This is a genomic window from Nocardiopsis chromatogenes YIM 90109, from assembly GCF_000341185.1.
In the GTDB taxonomy this organism is placed as follows: domain Bacteria; phylum Actinomycetota; class Actinomycetes; order Streptosporangiales; family Streptosporangiaceae; genus Nocardiopsis_A; species Nocardiopsis_A chromatogenes.
The window spans coordinates 41,874-61,404 of record NZ_ANBH01000070.1 but is presented as its reverse complement, the minus strand read 5'-3'; the positions used below and the strand labels follow the sequence as shown (position 1 = coordinate 61,404).

Genomic DNA, 19,531 nt, shown 5'->3' with positions numbered 1-19,531 from the left:
GTCGCTTTTCCGCTAGAGGCGGCGCTTTCCGCTTTTTCAGGGCGTCGCCCTCGTCCAGAACCTTACCAGAAGGTCCGATCGAAGGCCAACCCTTCTATCTTACTCAGGTTCTCCCACCTGTCAATGACCTGTGGTCGATCCGGAGTGGTTCCCACCCTACCCCGGCCGCACGAGTGCTCGTGCCATCCGCTGGAGAGTGGATCCGGCCCGGTCGCGGTTCGCACCGCGTCGTCCGTGCCGATGTCTCTAGATTACAGGCTCCGGAGGGTGCTTCGTACGCCGCAGCGCCGCAGCGCCTCAGTGCCTTAGCCCTCCACAGCGCCTCCACGCCCCGGCGCCCCGGCTTATCCAGCTCAGATCTTCTCGATGGGCGCGAACTTCACGACGAAGTCCTTCTCCCCGATGTCCGCTCCGAAGTCGATGCGCGCCTTCGTCCGGTCGCCGGCGCCGTCCACCAGCATCACCGTTCCCATACCGAACTTGTCGTGGGTGACCTTGTCCCCCGGGCTCAGCGTCGGCACGTCCTTCGACGGCGTGCGCGCGGACGGCTCCCTGCGCGGCCTCGGGGAGCCCAGGCTGGAGAACGACGACTCCGACCGCCGCCAGTCCAACAGCTCCTTGGGAACCTCGTCGAGGAACCGCGACGGCGGGTTGTACGACGGCGACCCCCACGCGCTCCGCACGGCGGCCCGGCTGACGTAGAGCCGCTCCTGCGCACGCGTGATGCCCACGTACGCGAGCCGCCGCTCTTCCTCCAGCTCCGTCTTGTCCCCCAGTGTGCGCATGTGCGGGAAGACCCCGTCCTCCATGCCCGTCAGGAACACCACCGGGAATTCCAGTCCCTTGGCGGAGTGCAGCGTCATCAGGGTGACCACCCCGCCGCCGTCCTCGTCGTCCGGGATCTGGTCGGTGTCGGCCACCAGGGAGATCTGCTCCAGGAAGTCCACCAGTGCCGGCTCCGGGGCGTCGCCCGGTCCCCCCGGCTCCCCTGCCCCGGACTCCCCCGATGCGCCTTCGCCGTCACCCCCGCCAGCGCCCTCGGCACCGCCGTCCTCAGGTTCGGTGTCCTCCGGGTACAGCGGCCCGGAGAAGGTGTTCTCGAACTCGCGCGCGACGTCGACGAACTCCTCCAGGTTCTCCACCCGGCTCTCGTCCTGGATGTCCTTCGACTCGGTCAGCTCCGACAGGTACCCGGTCCGCTGCAGCACCGCCTCGACGATCTCCGACGGGGACGCGTCCCGCGCGTACTCCGCCAGGTCCTCCAAGAGGGCGTTGAACTCCTTGATCGCCTTGAGGGACCGCGTCGCCAGCCCGGGTGCCTCGTCGGCCCGGCGCAGCGCCTGCGCGAACGACGTGCGCTCGCGCGCGGCGAACAGCTCCACCGCCTCCTCGGCGCGGTCGCCGATGCCGCGTTTGGGGACGTTCAGGATGCGCCGCAGGCTCACCGTGTCCTCGGGGTTGGCCAGCACCCGCAGGTAGGCCAGGATGTCCCGGATCTCCTTGCGCTCGTAGAAGCGCACCCCGCCGACGATCTTGTACGGCAGCCCGGTCCGGATGAACACGTCCTCGAACACGCGCGACTGCGCGTTGGTCCGGTAGAAGACGGCGACCTCGGACGGGGTGGCCTTCCCCTCGTCGGTGAGCCGGTCGATCTCCCCGACGACGAACGCCGCCTCGTCGTGCTCGTTGTCGGCCACGTAGCCGGTGATCGCCGGGCCGACGCCCTGCTCGGACCAGAGGTTCTTCTCCGGGCGGCCGTCGTTCCGCTCGATGACCGCGTTGGCCGCGTTCAGGATGTTCTGCGTGGACCGGTAGTTCTGCTCCAGCAGGATGGTCCGCGCCGACGGGTAGTCCCGCTCGAACTCCAGGATGTTGCGGATGGTGGCGCCGCGGAAGGCGTAGATCGACTGGTCCGCGTCGCCCACCACGCACAGCTCCGGCGGCGGCACGGCGGCCGGGGCCCCGTCCTCCTGCCCGTCCTCCCCGACCAGTTCGCGGATGAGCGCGTACTGGGCGTGGTTGGTGTCCTGGTACTCGTCGACCAGCACATGCCGGAACCGCCTGCGGTAGTGCTCGGCGACGTCGGGGAACATCTGCAGCAGGTTGACCGTGACCATGATCAGGTCGTCGAAGTCCATCGCCCCGGCCTCGTGCAGCCGCCGCTGGTACAGGGCGTAGGCCTCGGCGAGCTTCTTCTCCTGCTCGCTCTGCGCCTGCTCGGCGAAGGTGTCGTAGTCGACGAGCTCGTTCTTGAGGTTGGACACCTGGGCGGAGAACGACTTGGGCGGGAACCGCTTGGGGTCCAGGTCCAGCTCCTTGCAGACGAGCTGCATCAGGCGCTTGGAGTCCGCCGCGTCGTAGATGGTGAAGCTGCTCGGGTAGCCCAGCCGCGCGGCCTCGCGGCGCAGGATGCGCACGCACGCCGAGTGGAAGGTCATCACCCACATGGTGCGGGCGACGCGCGAGCCGAGCAGGCCCTCGATGCGCTCCTTCATCTCGGCGGCGGCCTTGTTGGTGAAGGTGATCGCCAGGACCTCGCCCGGCCGCACGCCGCGCTCGGAGAGCAGGTGGGCGATGCGGTGGGTGAGGACGCGGGTCTTGCCCGATCCGGCGCCCGCGACGATGAGCAGCGGCGATCCGGAGTGCGTGACGGCTTCCCGCTGCGGTGCGTTCAGACCTTCGAGTAGCTCAGAGGAGGACACCCACCAAGCCTATGAGGGATCGCGCCGTGGTTCTCCCGGACCGGCGTGTCCTCCCGCCCCGGTTCCGCCCTCCGTCCAGGATGACCGGCATGGATGGTTCGGGATCGGCCGCGGTGCGGGTGGCGGCGGGCTGCCTCAGGACCGCGACGGCCGCCGTATCGGTGGTCGGCGTGGCGATGGACATGGCGCACGCCGGGGTCCTTCCGCCCCTGGTCTTCTTCACGGTGCAGAGCAACGTGCTGCTGGCCGCGGTGATGGCCGCGGCCGCCGTCGCCGCCTTCCGCGGCCGACCGGGCCCTCCCCCGTGGCTCAAGGGCGGCGCCACCCTCTACATCCTCATCACCGGGCTGGTGTTCAACCTGATCCTGGTGCACGGACCGGTGGTGGCGCCGCTTCCTCCGACCTCCCCGGACCGCGTCCTGGGGCTGGGCTCCAGCGACTACATGCACGTTCTGGCACCGATCCTGGCCACCGCCGACTTCGTGCTGTTCGACCGGCACGGAGGGCTGCGCCCGCGCCTGGCGCTGCTGTGGCTGCTGTACCCGCTGGCCTACACGGCCTTCACGACCGTCCGCGGCATCGTGCTCCCCGACAGCCACTACCCCTACTTCTTCCTGGACGTCCACTGGCTCGGGTACGGGGGCCTGCTGCGGAACACCGCCGTGTACGGCACCGTGTTCGCCCTGCTCGGGCTCGGGCTGGTGTTCGCGGACCGCCTCCTGGCACGGGCGGGCGGGGCCGTACAGGAGGCGACGCGGAGGGCGACGCGGAGGGCAGAGCGCAGGGCGAAGCGGCGGAAGAGCCGGTGACCAGCCCTATTCTGGACCGGAACCAACGATGATCATGCGATTTGGGGGGATTCCCGTGCGGGTCTTCATCGACTGCGACCCGGGTATCGACGACGCGCTCGCGCTCGCGTACCTGACCGCGCAGCCGGAGGTGGAACTCGTCGGCGTCGGCACCGTCTTCGGCAACAACGCCGTCGAGACCACCACCGACAACGCACTGCGGCTGCTGGAGCTCTACGGCACCCCCGAGGTGCCGGTGGCGCGCGGCGCCGGGCGCCCCCTGGTGCAGGAGCCGTCGCTGGCCGAGTCGGTGCACGGCGCCAACGGGCTGGGCGACGTCGATCTGCCCGCGCCCCAGGGGGCCCCGGTGGAGGAGTCGGCGGCCGAGCTGCTGGTCCGGCTGGCCCGCCGCCACCCGGGCGAGATCGACCTTCTCGCTGTGGGGCCGCTGACCAACATCGCGCTCGCCCTGGGGCTGGAGCCGGAGCTGCCCAAGCTGCTGCGCCGCGTCGTGGTGATGGGCGGCGCGGTCCAGGAGCCCGGCAACGTCACCCCGTGGGCGGAGGCCAACACCTCCAACGACCCGGAGGCGGCCGAGCGGGTGTTCGCCGCCGGGTTCGACCTGACGCTGGTGGCGCTGGACGTGACGATGAAGGCGGTCATGCCGGGGTCCTGGCTCGACGCGCTCCGCGGGGTCGCGGGTGAGCGCGCGCAGCGCACCGCCGACTTCCTGGACTTCTACTTCGGCTGGTACAGCAGCGTCTTCGGGGTCCGGCAGAGCGCCATGCACGACCCGCTGGCCGCGGGCATCCTCCTCGACCCCAAGCTGGTGACCCGGTCGGTGGAGCGCCCGATCCGGGTGGAGCTGAAGGGCGAGTACACCCGCGGGCTGACCATCGCCGACCTGCGCCCGTTCTCGCAGCCCGACGACGAGGACCGCCCCTGCGTGACTCTGGTGCAGGACGCCGACGCCGAGACCTTCCTGGAGCGGATGGCCGACGCGCTGCGGTGAGCGGGGCGCCGCGGCGGACGGGACGCCGGGCGGAACGGCTCAGCGGACGCGGAACGGGGTCCAGGCGATGGTCTGGGCCCCGTTCGCCGTCGGGTGGCCGCACCGGCCGCCCGGCCCGCACCGGCCACTCAGACCGCTCAGACCATTCAGACCGGTCAGACCAGTTTGCGGGCGGTGGCCCAGCGGCTGAGTTCGTGGCGGTTGGAGAGCTGGAGCTTGCGCAGCACGGACGACACGTGGGTCTCCACGGTCTTGACCGAGATGAACAGCTCCTTGGCGACCTCCTTGTAGGCGTAGCCGCGGGCGATGAGCCGCAGCACCTCGCGCTCGCGCTGGGTCAGCCGGTCCAGCTCGGGGTCCATGGGCGGGGCGTCGGTGGCGGCGAAGGCGTCCAGCACGAACCCGGCCAGCCGCGGGGAGAACACGGCGTCGCCGTCGGCCACCCGCACGATGGCGTCGGCCAGTTCCCGGCCGGAGATGGTCTTGGTGACGTAGCCGCGGGCGCCGCCGCGCACCACGCCGATGACGTCCTCGGCCGCGTCGGAGACCGACAGCGCCAGGAACCGCACATCGGGCTGGCGGGCCAGGACACGGCGCAGCACCTCCACCCCGCCGCCGCCGGGCAGGTGCACGTCGAGCAGTACCAGGTCGGGCGTGTGCTCGGCGATGACGCGGACGGCGGAGTCGACGTCTCCGGCCTCGCCGACGACCTCGACGGCGTCGCCCAGCTCGCCGCGCACCCCGCTGCGGAACAGCCGGTGGTCGTCGACGATCACGACGCGGGGAACCGCCGCGCCTTCGGCAAAGGTCTCGTTGTCTCCCACATAGGCGACTGTACCCACCCGGGCCTCCGATGCGGCGCCGCTGCCCGACCCCGGCCACACGCGTACGGGCGCCGCGGACCCGACGGGCGCGGCGGGCACCCCGGCGCTCACTCGGCGCCCTTGATGCGGGGCATGGTGAGCTGTACCTCGGTGCCCTCCCCCGGGGAGGTGCGGATGCGGGCGCTGCCGCCGTGGCGCTCCATGCGCCCGACGATGGAGCCGCGCACCCCCATGCGGTCGGGCGGGACCGCGTCCAGGTCGAACCCGGGGCCGCGGTCGCGCACGAACACCAGGACCTGCTCGGGCTCCACCTCCCCGTAGACGGAGACGGTCTCGGGGCCCGCGTACTTGGAGGCGTTGACCATGGCCTCACGGGCGGCGCGCAGTTCGGCGTGGATCGCGTCGTCCATGTCCCCGTCGCCGACGCACACCACGTCGATGGGCACGCCGTGCACCTCCTCCACCTCGGCGGCGACGCGTTCCAGGGCGGCCTTGACGGTGGTCTCGGCGTCGGCGGGCCGCTGGTAGAGCCAGCCGCGCAGCGCGCGCTCCTGGACGCGGGCCAGGCGCTGCACCTCGCGGGGGTCCTCGGCGCGGCGCTGGATCAGGGTGAGGGTGTGCAGCACCGAGTCGTGGATGTGCGCGGCGAGTTCGGCGCGCTCCTGGTTGCGGATGCGTTCGCGGCGCTCCTTGTCGCGCTCGCGGATGAGGCCGACGATCCAGGGCGCGGCGACGAGGCTGATCCCGGCGAGGGTGGCGACGGCGAAGGTGAGCCCGGCGCGGGCCTCGTGGAGCTGCTGCTGGAAGGCGAGGAAGCCGAAGACCCCGATGACGATGAGGAGGATCCCGGCCCCGGCGCGCAGCACGCCGGTGCGGGTGCGCAGGGAGGTGGCCGACACCCATTCGTCGCGCTGGGCGGGGTTGGCCTGCTGCCAGAGGATGGCGCCGCCGATGGCGCCGAAGACGATGAGCCACAGCAGCGGGTCGAACAGCCCGCCGAAGAGCAGGAAGAGCAGGCCGAGGACCCCGGCGACGGCGAGGTAGGCGAGCAGCTGGGCCAGGTCGCGGCCTTGGCGGCGGGCGGATTCGGCGCGTTCCCGCGGGTCCGCCTCGGCCTCGGCGGGGACGAAGAACACCAGGGCGAAGTAGACGGCGATGCCGATCCCGGCGAAGCCGAGGGCGAGCAGCGCCAGGCGCACGACCGTGGTGGACACCCCCAGGTGGCGGGCCATGCCCGCGCCGACACCCGCGACCAGCCGCCCGTCGCGGGCGCGCCGCATGCGCGGCGTGTCCTCGGCCGCCGCCGTGTCCGACATCGCCTGTGCTCCCCTTTTCCTCCGCGGACCTCCAGGATGCCCCGGGGGCGGGGGGCGGGGCATCAGGGGCGCGCCCGGAAGGCGCGGCCGGGGTGGGGAGGGGGCGCCTCAGGGAGGGGTCAGGGTGGTCCCGGATGGGCACGGGGCCGTCGGGGGGCGACGATGGAGAGCATGGAGACCGCTGGGGACACGGCCGCCGGAGGCACGGCCGCCGGGGAGGCGGCCGCGGACGAGGGGCTGCGCCGCCGCCCCGACGCGGGCGTGCTCACGGGGGTGTGCGCGGGGCTGGGCCGCTACACCGGGACGGACCCGGTGCTGTGGCGGGTGGCGTTCTGCCTGACCGGGCTGTCCGCGCTGGTGGGGGTGCTGCTGTACGTGGGCGCCTGGCTGGCGATGCGGGACGCCCAGGGCGGACCGGCGATGGCCGAGCAGCTGCTCAACCGGCGGGTGCCGGCGCGGACGGTGCCGACGCTGCTGGCGGCGGCGCTGGCGGTGGCCACGGCGCTGAGCCTGGTGGGCGGGGTGGCCTGGGGGACGCTGGTGCTGGCGGCGCCGCTGGTGCTGGGCCTGCTGACGGCGCACGGGCGGGGCGTGGTGCTGCAGAAGGAGTTCCGCGCGCTGCCGTCGCTGCTGCGGCGGCACGCGCCGCCGCCGTCGGCGCCGGAGCCGGAACCGGGCCCGGCGTACTACAACCCGGCGCAGCCGTGGGCGCAGGCCCCGGCGGGGCCGATCGACCTGGCGGTGCTGGGCGGCGGGGCGCCGGGGGGCGCGGTGCCCCCCGGGGCCGCCGAGGACGCCGGTGCCGGTGCCGGTGGCGGGACCGGGGCCACGGCCGACAACACTGCCGACACCGGCACCGGGACGGGGGCCCGGGATGCGCCGGGGTGTCCGGAGAAGCGGCGGCCGCGCCGCAAGCGCGCGCGGGGGGCCCGGCTGCTGCCGTTCGCGTTCTGGGCGGCGGTGGCCGCCGCCGGCGGGTTCATGCTCGCCACGGGCGACTTCTCGCTCGCGGCCCTGGTCGGGCCCCAGACGGGGCCGCTCTATCTGGGGAGCGTCGCGGTGATCATCGGACTGGCGCTGGTCGCGGGGGCGTGGGTCGGCGACCCGCGGGGCCTGGCGGTCGTCGGGGTACTGGTGGCGGGGCTGCTGGTGGCGGCGTCGGCCGCCGACATCACGGGGCTGCGCTTCGGCGAGGCCGAGTGGCGGCCGCGGACGGTCGCCGAGGCGCAGCGCCCGTTCGAGCTGACGGGGGGTTCCGCCGCGATCGATCTGACCGGGATGGAGCTGGAGCCGGGCGAGGAGGTGGCGGTGCGCGCGAAGGTCGGCTTCGGCGGGATGGAGGTCGTGGTGCCGCCGGAGGCGCGGGTGCGGGTGCACGGCACGTCCGCGTTCGGGGAGATCCGCGTGGACGAGTCGATGCGGTCCGGGCCGCGGCTGGACGTGCGGGAGACGATGGAGCCCGGCGCCGCCGACGGTGCGGCCGGGGACGCCCCGCTGCTGGACGTGACGCTGTCCTCCTACGTGGGGGACCTGGAGGTGCGGCGTGAAAAGGCATAGGACCGACTGGGGCTCGCTCATCGCGGGCCTGTGCTTCGTCGTCCTCGGCGCGGCCTTCCTGGTGCGCGGGACCGGCGGGTGGGGGTTCGACCTGGTGTGGGTGCTGCCCGCGCTGGCGGTCGGTCTGGGTCTCGCGGGGATCGCGCGGGCGATGGTGCGCTCGCGCGACCGGGAGTCCGCCGACGGCCGATAGCGGGGCCCCGGATCCGCGGCGGCCCGGCCCCTGCAGCCTCTAGTGATCCATATCACTTTGATTTAGGTTGGGGCGCGACCGCCGATCCGGAACGGGAGGCCGCGCCCCCATGCCCGACATCCGCGTCACCGTCGACGGCGTGCGCTACGACGACCAGGTCGAAGCCCGCCGACTCCTCGTCCACCATCTCCGCCGCCTCGGGAAGGTCGGCACCCCTGTGGGGTGCGACACGAGCAACTGCGGCGCCTGCACCGTCCTGATGGACGGCGTATCCGTCAAGAGCTGCACCGTCCTGGCCGTGCAGGCCGACGGCAGCCGGATCAGCACCGTCGAGGGCATGGCCGCCGACGGCGCCTGGCACCCTCTGCAGACCGCGTTCCACCGCCGCCACGCGCTCCAGTGCGGCTACTGCACCCCCGGCATGCTCATGGCCGCCTCCGACCTGTTGCAGGACAACCCCGACCCGACCGAGGCGGAGGTCCGCGAGGGCCTGGAGGGCAACCTGTGCCGGTGCACGGGCTACGCGAACATCGTCGCGGCCGTCCTCGACGCCGCGGCGGAGATGCGCGCGGACGGCCCGGCCGCGGCGCAGGCCCCGGCCGGGCGCACCCCGGTGGGGGGTGGCGCCGCATGACCGCCGCGCACACCGGCCGCCCGCTGCCGCGCAAGGAGGACGCCCGGCTGCTCACCGGGCGCACCCGCTGGACCGACAACATCGAACCCCCCGGCACCCTCCACGTGGCGTTCCTGCGCAGCCCCATGGCGCACGCCCGGGTCGGGCGCGTGGACGCCTCGCGCGCGCGGGAGATGCCCGGCGTCGCCGCGGTGTTCACCGGGGCCGACGTCGCCGACGAGCAGGGGTCGCTGCCCTGCGCCTGGCCGGTGACCGAGGACATGGTCACGCCGCCGCACCCGCCGATGGCCGTGGACGAGGTGCGCTACGCCGGGGAGGCGGTGGCCTGCGTCGTCGCCCGCGACGCGGAGAGCGCCGCCGACGCCCTGGAGGGGATCGACGTCGACTACGAGCCGCTGCCCGCGGTGCTCGACCTGGAGGAGGCGCTGGCCGAGGGCGCCGACCCGGTGCACGCCGGTGCCGGGACCAACCGGGCCTATGTGTGGCCCTTCTCCAACGGGGACGTGGACGCGGCGTTCTCCGGCGCGGACGTGGTGCTGACCCGGCGCTACCGGCAGCAGCGGCTCATCCCCGCGGCGATGGAGCCGCGCTCGGTGGTGTGCCGGCCCGAGGAGGGCGGGTACACGCTGTGGTCGGCGACGCAGATCCCGCACGTGCTGCGGCTGATGCTGGCCACGGTCACGGGCATACCCGAGCACGACATCCGGGTGGTCGCCCCCGACGTGGGCGGCGGCTTCGGGTCGAAGCTGCAGGTGACGGCGGAGGAGGTGCTGCTGCTCCTGCTCGCCCGGCGGCTGGGGCGCCCGGTGAAGTGGACCGAGACGCGGTCCGAGGGGTTCCAGACCACCCACCACGGGCGGGCCCAGGTCCAGGACGTGTCCATCGCCGCCGACGCCGACGGGCGGCTGCGCGCGCTGAAGGTGGACCTGCTCGCCGACATGGGCGCCTACCTGATGCTGGTCACGCCCGGGGTGCCGCTGCTGGGCGCGTTCATGTACCCGGGCATCTACAAGATGGACGCCTACGCGTTCACCTGCACCGGGGTGTTCACCACCACCATGCCCACCGACGCCTACCGGGGCGCGGGGCGGCCGGAGGCCACCTACGCCATCGAGCGGATCATGGGCGAGCTCGCCGCCGAGCTGGGAATGGACCCGGTGGAGCTGCGGCGCCGCAACTGGATCGGCAGCGGCGAGTTCCCCTACACCACGGTCGCCGGGCTCACCTACGACACGGGGGACTACGAGGCGGCCACCGACCGCGCGCTGGAGCTGTTCGGGTACCACGAGCTGCGGGCCGAGCAGGAGCGGCGGCGCAAGGGCGGCGACACGGTGCAGCTCGGCATCGGGGTGTCGACGTACACGGAGATGTGCGGGATCGCGCCGTCGCGCATGCTGGGCGAGCTGAACTACGGCGCCGGAGGGTGGGAGCACGCCTCGGTGCGGATGCTGCCCAGCGGCAAGGTCGAGGTGGTGACGGGCTCCTCGGCGCACGGGCAGGGGCACGAGACCGCCTGGTCGCAGATCGCCGCCGACCGCCTGGGCGTGCCGGTGGAGGACGTGCGGGTGCTGCACGGCGACACCCGGGTCTCCCCGCGCGGGCTGGACACCTACGGGTCGCGGTCGCTGGTCGTGGGCGGGTCGGCGCTGGTCCGCGCCTGCGAGCGGGTGGTGGACAAGGCCCGGGCGGTGGCGGCGCACATGCTGGAGGCCGCCGAGGACGACCTGGAGTTCGACGGCGGGCGGTTCCGGGTGCGCGGCACCGGGCGGCCGTCGGCCACCATCCAGGAGGTGGCGCTGGCCGTGTTCGCCGCGCACGACCTGCCGGAGGGCGCCGAGCCGTCCCTGGACTCCGAGGCCGCCTACGACCCGTCCGACTTCTCCTATCCGCACGGCACGCACCTGTGCGCGGTGGAGGTGGACACCGAGACGGGGGCGGTGCGCATCTCCGGCTACACGGCCGTGGACGACGTGGGCACCGTCATCAACCCGCTGATCGTGGAGGGGCAGGTGCACGGCGGACTGGCCCAGGGCATCGGCCAGGCGCTGTACGAGGAGGCGGTGCACGACGCCGACGGCACCCTGGTCACCGCGACCATGGCGGACTACCTGCTGCCGTCCGCGTCCGACCTGCCCGGTTTCACCACCGACCGGACGGTGACCCCGTCCACCACCAACCCGCTGGGCTCCAAGGGGGTGGGCGAGGCGGGCACCATCGCCTCCACCCCGGCGGTGGTCGGCGCGGTGGTGGACGCCCTGCGGCCCTTCGGGGTGCGCGACGTGCCCATGCCCTGTACGCCCGAACGGGTGTGGCGGGCGCTCCAGGAGGCCCGGCAGGCCCGGAACGGAGGTGAGGGCCGATGATCCCGGCCCCGTTCGACCATGTGCGCCCGGACTCGCTGGGCGCGGCCGTCGCGGCGCTGGCCGCCGACGAGGACGCCAAGGCCCTGGCGGGCGGGCAGAGCCTGGTGCCGCTGCTGCGGTTCCGGCTGGCCGCCCCCTCCACCGTGGTGGACCTGTCCGGGGTGGACGGGCTGCGCGGGGTGGCCGACGACGGCGACGCGCTGCGGATCGGCGCGCTGACCACCCACCACGAGGTGGCCCGGGACCCGCTGGTGGCCGAGCACTGCGCGCTGCTGGCGATGGCGGCGCGCACCGTGGCCGACCCGGCGGTGCGCCACCGCGGCACGCTCGGCGGGTCGCTGGCGCACGCCGACCCGGCCGCCGACCTGCCCGCGGCCGCCCTGGCGCTGGGCGCGGAGATGGAGGTGGAGGGGCCGGACGGCGCCCGCACCGTCCCGGCGCCGGAGTTCTTCGCCGACTACCTGACCACCGCCCTGGAGCCGGGAGAGGTGCTGGCGGCGGTGCGGGTCCCCAAGCTCACCGGCTGGGGGTTCCACTATGAGAAGTTCACCCGCACCGCCCAGGCGTGGGCGGTGGTGGGGGTGGCCGCGGCGGTCCGGCGGGAGGACGGGGCCGTGGCCGAGGCGCGGGTCGGGCTGGCCAACATGGCGCCGGTGCCGGTCCGGGCCGGGGAGGCCGAGCGGGCCTGCGGCGGCGCGGCCGGGGCCGAGGACCTGCGCGCCGCCGGGGCCCTGGCACAGGGGGCGGGGTCGCCGCCGAGCGACCTGAACGGCGGCGCCGACTACCGGCGGCACCTGGCCGGGGTGCTGGCCGGGCGGGCGCTGGCACGGGCGGCCGGAATGGAGGCGGTACAGGCGTGAGTATGCGACTGGAGCACGAGTTCGGGGTGCCGGTCCCGGTCGGGCGGGCGTGGGAGGTGCTGCTGGACCCGGAGCGGGTGGCGCCGTGCGTGCCCGGGGCGACCCTGGAGTCGGTCGAGGGGGACACCGTCACCGGGAAGGTGAAGGTGAAGGTGGGGCCGATCACGGTGACCTACCGCGGCGAGGCCCGCTTCACCGAGAAGGACGCCGGGGCGCGCAGGGTGCGCATCGAGGCCTCGGGCAAGGAGGCCAGGGGCAGCGGCACGGCGTCGGCGTCCGTGGTGGCGGCGCTGGCCGACGACGGCGCCGGGGCGACGCGGGTGGAGGTCACGGCGGACCTGAAGGTGACGGGCCGGGTGGCCCAGTTCGGGCGCGGGGTGGTGGCGGACGTGAGCGGCCGCCTGGTGAACAGGTTCGCCGAGTCCCTGGCCGAGGAGCTGTCCGCCGGAGAGGGCGGGGAGCAGGAGAGCGCCCCGTCCCCGGCCGCGTCCGCCCCGCGGTCCCCGGGAGCCGACAGCGACGGCAGGGCCCCCTCCCAGGAGGCCGCGAGCGCGGTCCGCGCCGTCCACGCGGTGCCCACGGAGCACACGGAGCCTACGGAGCACACGGTGCACCGGGCCGCCGACCGCGCGGCGGAGGCCGAGGAGGAGGCCCTGGACGTGCTGCGGGCGGCCGGGGCGCCGGTGCTCAAGCGCCTGGCCCCGCTGGCCGTGGGGGTCCTGGTGCTGTTCCTGGGCGCCCGCTGGCTGAGGCGCCGTGGCAGGCGGAGAAGACGCGGGCAGGCCGCCCGGTGAGCGGTACCGCCGCCCGGTGGGCGCCCCTGCCGGGCGGCGGTCCGCTCCCGGCCGGGTCGGCCCCGTCTCACGGGCAACTCCCCTTACGGTTCACCGGTTCGGCGTAGGATCGGCTCGCACACGTGCCTGACACCCCGTGCGAGCCCCCATCCCCCTCCCTCCGTGCTCGTGCGGGCTCCCCGCATTAGTAAGGAAGACGCTCATGGCCGGACTCGGACCGCCGGTGCCGGGCGATCCCGCACGCATCGGCCCCTACCGCCTGGCCGGTCGGCTGGGGCAGGGCGGCTGGGGAACCGTGTACGGGGCCTTGGACGGCGCGGGGCGCCGTCTCGCCGTGGAGGTGCTCGCCCCCGCGTTCGCCTCCGACCCCGCCGCGCGCGGGGCGTTCGCCCACCGCGCCGCGGCCCTGCAGGGGGTCGGCGGTGTCTGCGCCCCCGAGGTCGTGGCCGCCGACCCGGCGGCCGATCCCCCGTGGGCGGCCACCGCCCACGCCCCCGGGCCGGACCTGGAGTCCTACCTGCGCGCGCACGGCCCCCTCGGCCGGGACGCGCTGCTCGCCTTCGCCATGGCGACCGCCGAGGCGGTGGCCCGGATGCACGCCGTCGGCGTCGTCCACGGCGACCTGCGCCCGGCCCGGGTCGTGCTCGCCCCCGACGGCCCGCGTCCGGCGGGGACCGGTGCGCCGCGTCCGGGCGCCGACGCCGCCGCCGACGTGGCGGCGTGGGGCGCCCTGGTCGCCGCGGCCGGGACCGGGCGCTCCCCCTTCGGGCCGGACGGCGCCCCCGACCTGGAGGGCGTCCCCGCCGCACTGCAGCCGATGCTGAGCGCGGCCATGGACGCGCGCGCCCCGGCACGCCCGGAGGCCGAGTCGATCTACCGGGGCCTGGTCGACTTCGCGGTCGACGAGGACATCCGCTCGGTGCCGACCGAGGACCTGGCGGACACCCTGCGCGGCCTGCTCTCGTCACTGTGGGCGGACGTCGCCCGCACCGCGGCCGGATGGCCCGACGGCGACTGGGGCGCGGCCGCGGGGCCGGGCTCCCCCGCGCCNGGGCGCCCGCGCGCCCCGCCGCCATGGGCAGGATCCCCGCCGGGAAGCTGGCGGCGGTCGTCGCGGCGGCGGTCCTGGGCACCACCGGGATCGGAGTCGGCGGCCTGTACACCGCCGGGACGGTCGCCGGGGGCTCCTCCGCCCCCGCGCCGTCCCCCTCGCCCAGCCCCTCCCCGGAGCTGGGCAGCGCCGAGGAGGTCGTGGACGGCATCGTCACCCTCTTCGAGGAGACCGATTCCTACCGGGTGGAGCAGGAGACCGACGGGGGCGGAGGGGAGCCGCGCCGCTCCGAGCTCGTCTTCCGCGCCGACCCGGACGCGTTCCTGCTGATCGAGGAGGGGGAGCCGGGCACCCAGACGCTGTGGCTGCCCGATTCGGGCGCCGGGAAGCGGCGCAGCGTCCACTCCGACCCCGCCTTGAACCGGGGCCAGGCCGACCACTACGTCCGGGCGCAGGTCGAGGGCGTGCCGGGGATGGAGCGGCTGGACCGGGAGGCGGCCGCGGCGCCCTTCACCGACCTGGCCGGGTCCATGGAGGCCGACGGGCGCGCCGACGAGGAGGTCGACGGCCGGGAGGCCACCCGGTTCACCGGCACCTTCACCCGCTCCACGCCGGAGGGGGAGGCCGAGAACGGCTTCTCCCTGTGGGTGGGGCGGGACGGCCGCCCGATCCGGCTGGAGTACGGCCCGGACCCGCAGGCCCCGGCCTTCACGCTGGACTACTCGGGGTTCGACGGGGAGCTGGACACCTGGCTGTGCGGCACCGTGGGCGGTGTCCCCCGGGTGGGCGAGGCGATGCTCGTCGGCACCGCGCAGGAGGTGTCCTGCGCGTCGGCGCGCGAGGCCGCCGAGACCTACCTGGGCATGCCCGAGGAGCAGAAGACCGGCACCGGGTTCGTGGTCGAGGACGTCGACGGCTGGTACTGCGGCCTGGCGACGGCGGCGACCGTGGAGGTCCTGCGCGACAGCGAGGACGCGGGCTCCTGCGCGCTCGACTACCCCGACCTCGTGCAGCGCGCCGACTTCATCCGGCTGGACTGACGGAGGGCCCCGGCGGCCGCCGGGGCCCTCCGCCCTCAGGTCACTCCCACTCGATGGTGCCCGGGGGCTTGCTGGTCACGTCCAGCACCACCCGGTTGATCTCGCGCACCTCGTTGGTGATCCGGTTGGAGATGGTGGACAGCACGTCGTAGGGCAGCCGCGACCAGTCCGCGGTCATGGCGTCCTCGCTGCTCACCGGGCGCAGCACCACGGGGTGGCCGTAGGTGCGCCCGTCGCCCTGCACGCCCACCGACCGGACCCCGGCCAGCAGCACCACGGGGCACTGCCAGATGTCGCGGTCCAGCCCGGCGCGGGTGAGCTCCTCGCGGGCGATCGCGTCGGCCTCGCGCAGCACCTCCAGGCGCTCGCGGGTGACCTCGCCCACGATGCGGATGCCCAGCCCCGGGCCGGGGAAGGGCTGGCGCCACACCATCTCCGCGGGCAGACCCAGCTCCTCGCCGACGCGGCGCACCTCGTCCTTGAACAGCTCGCGGAGCGGCTCGACCAGGGTGAACGCCAGGTCGTCGGGGAGCCCGCCGACGTTGTGGTGGGACTTGATGTTGGCGGTGCCGGTGCCGCCCCCGGACTCGACCACGTCCGGGTAGAGCGTGCCCTGGACGAGGAACTCGACCTCCTCGCCCCCGGCCCCGGCCTCGGCGACCACCTCGCGGGCGGCCTGCTCGAAGACGCGGATGAACTCCCGGCCGATGATCTTGCGCTTCTCCTCGGGGTCGCTCACCCCGGCCAGCGCCTCCAGGAACCGGTCCTGGGCGTCGACGACCAACAGGTGCGCCCCGGTGGCGGCCACGTAGTCCTTCTCCACCTGCTCGGCCTCGCCCTTGCGCAGCAGCCCGTGGTCGACGAAGACGCAGGTGAGCTGGTCGCCGACGGCGCGCTGGACGAGCGCCCCGGCGACGGCCGAGTCCACGCCGCCGCTGAGCCCGCAGATGACCCGCTTCGAGCCGACCTCGGCGCGGATGCGCTCCACCTGCTCATCGACGATGTTCACCATCGTCCAGGTGGGTCGGCACCCGGCGCCCTCGTACAGGAAGCGGCGCAGCACCTCCTGGCCGTGCTCGGTGTGCATCACCTCGGGGTGGAACTGCACGCCGAACAGGCCGCGCCCGGTGTCCTCGATCGCGGCGACCGGCGCCCCCGCGGTGGTGCCGGTGGTGCGGAAGCCCTCCGGCGCCTCGGTGACCGAGTCCCCGTGCGACATCCAGACCGACTGCTCGGCGGGCATCCCGGTGAACAGCACGGAGTCGGTGCCCAGCTCGGCGCGGGTGCGGCCGAACTCACTCAGCCCGGTCCGGGCGACGGTGCCGCCCAGGGCCTGCACCATGGCCTGGAAGCCGTAGCAGATGCCGAAGGTGGGCACCCCGGTGCCGAACAGGCCCTCGGGGGCCTGCGGCGCGCCGTCGGCGTACACCGACGAGGGGCCGCCGGACAGGATGATCGCCTTGGGCTTCTTGGCGAGCATCTCCTCGACGGGCATCGTGGAGGGGACGATCTCGCTGTAGACGTGGCATTCGCGCACCCGCCGCGCGATCAACTGCGCGTACTGCGCGCCGAAGTCGACGACGAGAACGGTGTCGAACGTGCTGTCGCCAGCACCGGCAAGGGACACGTATCGGCCTTCCCGCAGGTAGATGTGGATCGACACCAGTTTAGGGCCTCATCAGGGCCTCATCGGATACGGAACCGCTTCATCAGCCGCGCCCCGGTGGTCATGAGCGCGGCCACCTTCTCGTAGTCCATCCCGGGCGGGCCGCCGAAGCCGACGTAGTGCTGGCTGGCGATGGTCTGCGGCTCGGTGAAGCGCAGCAGCCCCTCGGCGCCGTGGCGGCGGCCCAGGCCGGAGCGCTTCATGCCGCCCATGGGGCCGCCGTAGCTGGCCCAGGCGGCGGCGAAGCCCTCGTTGATGTTGACGGTGCCCGAGCGGATGCGCTCGGCCAGGCGGCGCCCGCGCGCGGTGTCGCGGGTCCACACGCTGGCGTTGAGGCCGTAGTCGGTGTCGTTGGCCAGGTCCACGGCCTCGTTGTCGTCGCGGTAGCGGTAGAGGGAGACGACGGGGCCGAAGGTCTCGCCGCCGCAGGCCTCCATGGCGGGCTCGACCCCGGCCATGAGGGTGGGCTCGTAGAACAGCGGGCCCAGGTCGGGGCGGGGGCGGCCGCCGGTGAGGATCTCGGCGCCCTTGGCGCGGGCGTCCTCCACGTGCTGGACGACCCGGTCGTACTGGCGCCTGTAGGTGAGCGACCCCATGTCGGCGGAGAAGTCGAAGGCGGTGGACAGCTCCATGTTCCGCACCGCCTCGGCCAGACGGGGCACGAAGGTGTCGTAGACGGCGTCGTGCACGTACATCCGCTCGGTGGCGATGCACAGCTGCCCGGCGTTGCTGAAGCAGGAGCGCAGCGCGCCCTCGACGGTCCACTCGACGTCGGCGTCCTCGCACACGATCATCGGGTTCTTGCCGCCGAGCTCGGNGGCCGACCAGCCGATGAGGCGGGCGGCGGCGCGCTGGGCGATGGACGCCCCGGCCGCGCTGGATCCGGTGAAGGCGACGTGGTCGGCGTGGTCGATGAGCGGGTCGCCGATCTCGGCGGGCTCGCCGATGACGGGGATCCACAGGTCCTCGGGGATCCCGGCCTCGACCAGCAGGTCGATGGCCCACAGGGCGGTGAGGGCGGTCTGGGTGTCGGGCTTGGCGACGACGGCGTTCCCGGCGAGCAGGGCGGGGACGGCGTCGCTGACCGGCAGCGCCAGCGGGTAGTTCCAGGGGGTGATGACCGAGACGGCGCCCTTGGCCTGGTGGTGCACGTAGGCGCGGGTGGCCCCGGGGACGGCGCCGGGGACGCGGCGGCGGCCGAGCAGGCGGGGGGCGCTGCGGGCGTAGTACAGCGGGCCGGCGGCGGCGTCGTAGACCTCCTCGAAGGCGTGCCGCCGGGCCTTGCCGGTCTCCAGCTGGATGATGTCGAGGATCTCCCGCTGGCGGTCGAGCACCAGGTCGTGGAAGCGCAGGACGGGGGCGGCGCGCTCGGCCGGGGTGAGCTCGGCCCAGGCGCGCTGGGCGGCGCGGGCCCGCTCGAAGGCGCGGGCGACGTCCCCGGCGGAGGAGACCGGCAGCTCGGCCAGGGGCTTGCCGGTGAAGGGGGCGTGGGTGGCCGCCGTGTGGCCGGTGGTGCTCTGCACGCGTCCGGTGAGGCGGTCGACCAGCGCGGGGTCCAGGACGGGGGGCTCTGCGGTGGTTCGCGTGTCGGTACCCATGCGGGGAGCATAGTTCGGCGGGCGTTCCCTGACTACCGTTCGGTAACCATGATCCGCCGAGGTCGGGGGCGCCCGCCCCGGCACCGCTACTCCGCGGCCGCGTACCCGCCCGGGTTCCGCCTCTGCCACCGCCAGGCGTCGGCGCACGCCTCGGCCATCGACAGCTCGGTCTTCCACCCCAGGTCGCGCAGGGCCGCCGAGGGGTCGGCGTAGCAGACGGCGATGTCGCCGGGGCGCCGGCCGACCACCTCGCGCGGGACCCGCGCGCCGGTGGCCTCCTCGAAGGCGCGCACCGCCTCCAGCACCGACGTCCCCTGCCCGGTGCCCAGGTTGTACACGCGGTGGCCGGGCGCGTCGTCCAGGTGCTCCAGGGCGGCCACGTGCCCCCGGGCCAGGTCGACCACGTGCAGGTAGTCGCGCACCCCGGTGCCGTCGGGGGTGGGGTAGTCGTCGCCGAAGACCCGCAGCGCGCCCCGCAGGCCGGTGGCGGCCTGGGACATGTAGGGGAAGAGGTTGGCGGGCACGCCGCGCGGGTCCTCCCCGATGAGGCCGCTGGGGTGGGCGCCGATCGGGTTGAAGTAGCGCAGCGACACCGCGTGCCAGCGCGGGTCGGCGGCGGCCGCGTCGGCCAGGATGCGCTCGGCGAACAGCTTGGTGGCGCCGTAGGGGTTGGTGGCCGACAGCGGCATGTCCTCGGTGATGGGGACGGTGGCCGGGTCGCCGTAGACGGTGGCCGAGGAGCTGAACACCAGGCGGAATACGCCGCGCTCAGCCATCACCTCGCACAGGGCGAGCACACCGTCGAGGTTGTTGCGGTAGTAGGCCAGCGGCCGCTCGGTGGACTCCCCGACCGCCTTGAGCCCGGCGCAGTGGACGACCGCGTCGGGGCGGTACGCGTCGAAGGCCCGCTCGACGGCGGCGCGGTCGGCGCAGTCGCCCTCGATGAAGGGGACGGTGCGGCCGGTGATCCGCTCCACCCTGCGCACCGCCTCGGCGCGGCTGTTGTAGAGCGCGTCGAAGACCACCGGCTCGTGCCCGGCCGCGGCCAGTTCGACCGCGGTGTGGGTGCCGATGTAGCCCGCTCCCCCGGTCAGCAGGACCTTCACGTTCCGCTCCCCTCGTCGGTTCGCCCA

Annotated in this window: 15 protein-coding genes; 9 read left to right on the top strand and 6 right to left on the bottom strand. The window is 74.3% G+C overall.

The window, feature by feature from the left end; genetic code table 11:
• Positions 1 to 353: 353 nt before the first annotated feature.
• Positions 354 to 2,702 carry a UvrD-helicase domain-containing protein gene (locus D476_RS0107395; RefSeq protein WP_017623312.1) on the bottom strand — a complete coding sequence of 783 codons (2,349 nt, stop codon included), beginning with the start codon at positions 2,700 to 2,702 and terminating at the stop codon, positions 354 to 356.
• An 89-nt stretch (positions 2,703 to 2,791) separates the two neighbouring features.
• Here D476_RS0107395 and D476_RS32390 point away from each other — a divergent pair, with 89 nt between their 5' ends.
• Both D476_RS32390 and D476_RS0107385 read left to right on the top strand, forming a co-directional pair.
• The gene (locus tag D476_RS32390) at positions 2,792 to 3,511 is read left to right on the top strand and encodes a Pr6Pr family membrane protein (protein ID WP_017623311.1); all 720 of its coding nucleotides are present in this window, start codon (positions 2,792 to 2,794) and stop codon (positions 3,509 to 3,511) included.
• Positions 3,512 to 3,566: 55 nt separating this feature from the next.
• A complete protein-coding gene (locus D476_RS0107385) occupies positions 3,567 to 4,502 on the top strand; it encodes a nucleoside hydrolase (protein ID WP_017623310.1) in 936 nt (311 codons plus the stop codon).
• A gap of 155 nt (positions 4,503 to 4,657) precedes the next feature.
• Here D476_RS0107385 and D476_RS0107380 read toward each other — a convergent pair whose 3' ends face one another.
• A complete protein-coding gene (locus D476_RS0107380) occupies positions 4,658 to 5,326 on the bottom strand; it encodes a response regulator (protein ID WP_026123325.1) in 669 nt (222 codons plus the stop codon).
• 107 nt (positions 5,327 to 5,433) lie between these two features.
• Positions 5,434 to 6,642 (bottom strand): ATP-binding protein, encoded by a 1,209-nt coding sequence (locus tag D476_RS0107375; RefSeq protein ID WP_017623308.1) that lies wholly within the window; start codon positions 6,640 to 6,642, stop codon positions 5,434 to 5,436.
• Between the two features lie 171 nt (positions 6,643 to 6,813).
• Here D476_RS0107375 and D476_RS0107370 point away from each other — a divergent pair, with 171 nt between their 5' ends.
• The 7 genes from D476_RS0107370 to D476_RS38410 all read left to right on the top strand — a co-directional run bounded on the left by D476_RS0107370 (position 6,814) and on the right by D476_RS38410 (position 15,134).
• Entirely contained in the window at positions 6,814 to 8,199 is a 1,386-nt protein-coding gene (locus tag D476_RS0107370; RefSeq protein WP_017623307.1) for a PspC domain-containing protein, read from the top strand.
• On the top strand, positions 8,186 to 8,392 hold the full coding sequence (locus D476_RS0107365; protein WP_017623306.1) for a hypothetical protein: 207 nt from the start codon (positions 8,186 to 8,188) through the stop codon (positions 8,390 to 8,392). Before D476_RS0107370 ends, D476_RS0107365 begins: the two co-directional genes overlap by 14 nt.
• A 109-nt stretch (positions 8,393 to 8,501) precedes the next feature.
• Entirely contained in the window at positions 8,502 to 9,026 is a 525-nt protein-coding gene (locus tag D476_RS0107360; RefSeq protein WP_017623305.1) for a (2Fe-2S)-binding protein, read from the top strand.
• The gene (locus D476_RS0107355; RefSeq protein ID WP_017623304.1) at positions 9,023 to 11,389 is read left to right on the top strand and encodes a xanthine dehydrogenase family protein molybdopterin-binding subunit; all 2,367 of its coding nucleotides are present in this window, start codon (positions 9,023 to 9,025) and stop codon (positions 11,387 to 11,389) included. The genes D476_RS0107360 and D476_RS0107355 overlap by 4 nt, the downstream gene beginning before the upstream one ends.
• Complete coding sequence (locus D476_RS0107350; RefSeq protein WP_017623303.1) at positions 11,386 to 12,249, top strand: FAD binding domain-containing protein; 864 nt, start codon at positions 11,386 to 11,388, stop codon at positions 12,247 to 12,249. The genes D476_RS0107355 and D476_RS0107350 overlap by 4 nt, the downstream gene beginning before the upstream one ends.
• Before the next feature lie 2 nt (positions 12,250 to 12,251).
• Positions 12,252 to 13,043 (top strand): SRPBCC family protein, encoded by a 792-nt coding sequence (locus D476_RS0107345; RefSeq protein WP_017623302.1) that lies wholly within the window; start codon positions 12,252 to 12,254, stop codon positions 13,041 to 13,043.
• A gap of 1,251 nt (positions 13,044 to 14,294) precedes the next feature.
• A complete protein-coding gene (locus D476_RS38410; protein WP_204366961.1) occupies positions 14,295 to 15,134 on the top strand; it encodes a hypothetical protein in 840 nt (279 codons plus the stop codon).
• Between the two features lie 40 nt (positions 15,135 to 15,174).
• Here the strand turns inward: D476_RS38410 and guaA are convergent, their stop codons facing one another.
• The 3 genes from guaA to galE all read right to left on the bottom strand — a co-directional run bounded on the left by guaA (position 15,175) and on the right by galE (position 19,504).
• On the bottom strand, positions 15,175 to 16,761 hold the full coding sequence (gene guaA / locus D476_RS0107330; protein WP_026123323.1) for a glutamine-hydrolyzing GMP synthase: 1,587 nt from the start codon (positions 16,759 to 16,761) through the stop codon (positions 15,175 to 15,177).
• A 59-nt stretch (positions 16,762 to 16,820) separates the two neighbouring features.
• Entirely contained in the window at positions 16,821 to 18,398 is a 1,578-nt protein-coding gene (locus D476_RS0107325) for a succinic semialdehyde dehydrogenase (protein WP_017623299.1), read from the bottom strand.
• A gap of 86 nt (positions 18,399 to 18,484) precedes the next feature.
• Positions 18,485 to 19,504: a UDP-glucose 4-epimerase GalE gene (gene galE / locus D476_RS0107320; protein ID WP_017623298.1), complete on the bottom strand. Its 1,020-nt coding sequence runs from the start codon at positions 19,502 to 19,504 to the stop codon at positions 18,485 to 18,487.
• Positions 19,505 to 19,531: the final 27 nt, after the last annotated feature.

Bases quoted from the DNA above. Each gene is read 5' to 3' on its own strand.
- D476_RS0107355 (WP_017623304.1), top strand. From the start codon at position 9,023: ATGACCGCCGCGCACACCGGCCGCCCGCTGCCGCGCAAGGAGGACGCC.
- D476_RS0107345 (WP_017623302.1), top strand. From the start codon at position 12,252: ATGCGACTGGAGCACGAGTTCGGGGTGCCGGTCCCGGTCGGGCGGGCG.
- D476_RS0107370 (WP_017623307.1), top strand. From the start codon at position 6,814: ATGGAGACCGCTGGGGACACGGCCGCCGGAGGCACGGCCGCCGGGGAG.
- D476_RS0107375 (WP_017623308.1), bottom strand. From the start codon at position 6,642: ATGTCGGACACGGCGGCGGCCGAGGACACGCCGCGCATGCGGCGCGCC.
- D476_RS0107360 (WP_017623305.1), top strand. From the start codon at position 8,502: ATGCCCGACATCCGCGTCACCGTCGACGGCGTGCGCTACGACGACCAG.
- D476_RS0107350 (WP_017623303.1), top strand. From the start codon at position 11,386: ATGATCCCGGCCCCGTTCGACCATGTGCGCCCGGACTCGCTGGGCGCG.
- D476_RS32390 (WP_017623311.1), top strand. From the start codon at position 2,792: ATGGATGGTTCGGGATCGGCCGCGGTGCGGGTGGCGGCGGGCTGCCTC.